The sequence below is a fragment of the Deltaproteobacteria bacterium genome (assembly GCA_016930875.1).
In the GTDB taxonomy this organism is placed as follows: Bacteria; Desulfobacterota; Desulfobacteria; order Desulfobacterales.
The window spans coordinates 1-3,174 of sequence record JAFGFW010000065.1; the positions used below are offsets into that span (position 1 = coordinate 1).

4 protein-coding genes are annotated in these 3,174 nt (G+C 50.2%); 3 read left to right on the forward strand and 1 reads right to left on the reverse strand.

Annotated elements, in window-relative coordinates; all coding sequences use genetic code 11:
- On the forward strand, positions 1-550 hold a 550-nt coding region (locus tag JW883_06620), incomplete at its 5' end, for a class I tRNA ligase family protein (GenBank protein MBN1841939.1).
- Between the two features lie 22 nt (positions 551-572).
- On the forward strand, positions 573-1,112 hold the full coding sequence (locus tag JW883_06625; protein MBN1841940.1) for a hypothetical protein: 540 nt from the start codon (positions 573-575) through the stop codon (positions 1,110-1,112).
- A 32-nt stretch (positions 1,113-1,144) separates the two neighbouring features.
- Here the strand turns inward: JW883_06625 and JW883_06630 are convergent, their stop codons facing one another.
- Entirely contained in the window at positions 1,145-1,411 is a 267-nt protein-coding gene (locus tag JW883_06630) for a 30S ribosomal protein S20 (protein ID MBN1841941.1), read from the reverse strand.
- A 422-nt stretch (positions 1,412-1,833) separates the two neighbouring features.
- On the opposite strand from JW883_06630, the gene murJ reads away from it, so the two are divergent.
- Positions 1,834-3,174 (forward strand): murein biosynthesis integral membrane protein MurJ (gene murJ, locus JW883_06635; GenBank protein ID MBN1841942.1); only part of this gene is annotated, 1,341 nt, incomplete at its 3' end.

The following is a 3,174-nucleotide window of genomic DNA, read 5'->3' on the forward strand; positions in this document are numbered from 1 at the left end:
CCAGGTGAAAGATGTTGAACTCTTTGACGGGAGCAAAGAACTTGTCGGCGATTTGAGGGCCCTACATAGAAAAAACCACCAAACCATTAAACGGGTCACAAACGATATTGAGACAAGGTTTCACTTTAACACGGCTATCAGTGCCGTTATGGAGCTGGTGAACAGCATACAGGCTTCAACAGAAAAGGTCCTTTCCGATCCTGACGGGCCGGCCGTGTTGCGGTCCGCTCTTGAGACCGTCGTGGTCCTGCTGTCGCCCATTGTTCCGCATTTTGCTGACGAATTGTGGGAGACCCTTGGCCATTCCGGAAGTGTGCTTGAGATTGCCTGGCCAGCCTACATGGAGGACGCCATTGAGGAAGACCGGATCCTCATAGTTGTTCAGATAAACGGCAAAGTTCGGAGTAGATTTCAGATAGCAGCAGATGCTGACGAAGAAACGATGAAAGAGACAGCCCTGGCCGATGACAGGGTTGTGGCCCGCATCGCGGGTCGGCCAGTGAAGAAAGTTATCGTGGTACAAAAGAAGCTTGTGAATATCGTGGTGTAGTACCAGCTATGGAAAATGACCAATGACTAGTGATCGACGGATTTATCTCAGAGGAGTTGGCAGAATAATAGTAGTGCTGGCAACCTTGGTAGCCTTTACCGCCTGCGGGTATCAGTTCAAGGGGATGGGCCTGGAGCCGCCCGAGGGTGTGCGTACGATTGCCATAACTGTGCTGGAGAACAGAACCTCGGAATCAGGGATTGAGACCACCTTTACAGGCGATCTGGCTTATGAGTTTACCCGAAGCAAAGTCCTTGAGGTGGTGGACAAGGAGACGGCAGATGCGGTTTTGAGCGGAAGTATTGCTTCCGTGAACGTAGATACGATCTCTCACACTGCGAACTATCAGTCTGACGAACGCCGTGTGACAGTAACTCTCGATTTGACACTGGAGCGGGCGGGCGGCAAAGTCATATGGTCAGATAGAAGCGTCTCTGACGATGAGGTCTTCAAGGTTTCATCAGACAAGTTGACCACGGAAAGCAACAAGAGGGCAGCCATTGAAGTTATATCTGAACGCCTGGCCGATAAAATCCACAGTAGAATCCTACAGGACTTCTGAGATAATGAGCGGTACGAACTATGTAAACTTGGTTACGTACTCAGCGCGTTTACCTGCCTGCTGAGGCGAGATATTTTCCTGGAAGCGTTTTTGCGGTGGATGGCCCCTTTGTTGGCAGTCTTTTGGATAACAGGGATAGCCGTGGCCAAGGCAGCCCTGGCTTTTTCTGGAGATTGCTCACTGATAGAGGCCCTGACGGTCTTGATGACATTTTTTACCCGTGTGCGGTTAGATTTGTTCCGCAGGTTCCTGACCTCATTCTGTCTGGCTCGTTTTATGACCGATTTATGTGTTGCCAAAGTCTCTTGCTCCTTTCAAAAAGCTCTAAAAAATCAAAAAATATTCAATCTAATCCTATTTGTCAAGAACTATTTATACACCAGGGCGTTGATGCTAAATCCAGGATGTCCGATGGTTTTTGTCATTAGTCACTGGTCACTGGTTGGCCGGTTAAGTTGAAGGCTTACGGTGCAAGGCGCAAGGCAAAAGGGATTTTTACTTTTTTGATGTCGGCCGGTTTGCCGGTATCCAGTACCCAGCATCCGGCATCTGATATTTGGCGCCACGTCATTGACAAGCAACGAGGCATTTTTTCTCCGGGTTATGTGGCCAGCACCTGGCATCAGGCATCGGGTATCTTGGATCAACCATCCGTAACTTTAGACATTTTAGCTCATTTTAGGCACCTTAGGCATTTCTTCTCTGGGTAGCGACTGTTCTTATGTCTGAAGACGCTCATGTTACAAAGGCTGCCGGCATTGTAGGGGCTGCCACTCTATTGAGCCGCATCCTCGGGTTTCTGAGAGATGTTGTGGTGGCCTGGTTTTTCGGGGCTGGACTGGCCGCTGACGCCTTTTTTGTGGCCTTTAGAATTCCCAATCTTTTGCGTCGTCTCTTTGCTGAGGGCTCTCTTACAATCTCCTTTATCCCGGTTTTTACGGAGCATCTCTACAAGCATGGTCGCGATGACGCATTCAGGTTGGCGAGATCCGCATGGTGGCTACTTGCCATGATTCTGGCGGTAGTGGCTGTACTGGGAGTGCTCCTGTCGCCTCTCATTGTCAGGGTCATAGCGCCAGGGTTCTTTTCCTCACCTGAAAAGTTTGACCTGACAGTCCTTTTGACCCGGATCATGTTTCCCTATATTTTTTTTATTGGTCTGGTTGCCTTGGCTATGGGGATCCTAAATGGCCTGGGTCATTTTGCAGCGCCAGCGCTTGCTCCCGTATTGCTAAATGTTGCCATGATCGGCTCGGTATTGCTTCTTTCGCCCTGCCTGTCAGAGCCATCAACAGGTCTTGCCATAGGGGTTATTGTCGGTGGGGGCTTACAGTTGGGCCTTCAGATTCCCTTTATGATCCAAAAGGGCTTTCATCTGTTGGTGAAGAGCCCTTTGTACCATGCAGCCGTCAAGCGGATAGCGCTGTTGATGACGCCGGCCGTGTTTGGAGCTGCTGTGTATCAGATTAACATCCTGGTAGGAACCCTGCTCGCCTCGTTCCTTCCGGAAGGCAGTGTCTCCTATCTTTATTATGCTGACCGGTTAGTCCAATTTCCTCTTGGCGTGTTTGCCATTGCCCTTGCTACGGCTGTGTTGCCCAGCCTGTCCAGGCAGGCAGCAACAGGGGATATGGAAGGGCTGCAGGCTTCCTTTTCTTATGCCCTGAGGTTGGTCTTCTTTATTTCCATCCCAGCAATGACAGGACTGATAATCCTGCGGGAGCCGATCGTGCAGCTTCTTTTTCAGAGAGGAGCCTTTGATCATGACACAGCACGCTTGACTGCTGAAGCCCTTCTCTACTATGCCATTGGCCTATGGGCATTCTCAGGCGTGCGCATTGTTGTCGCAACTTTCTATGCCCTTCAGGATACCAAAACCCCGGTCAAGATTGCCGTCATTTCTCTTCTGGTAAACATTGCCTTATCTGTTTTGCTTATGGGACCAATGCGGCATGGTGGGCTCGCCCTTGCCACATCGCTGTCTTCAGGGGTAAATCTGGTGTTACTAATCTGCGCCTTAAAAAACCGTTTGGGTCGAATCGGGGCTCGTGATATGGTGCGA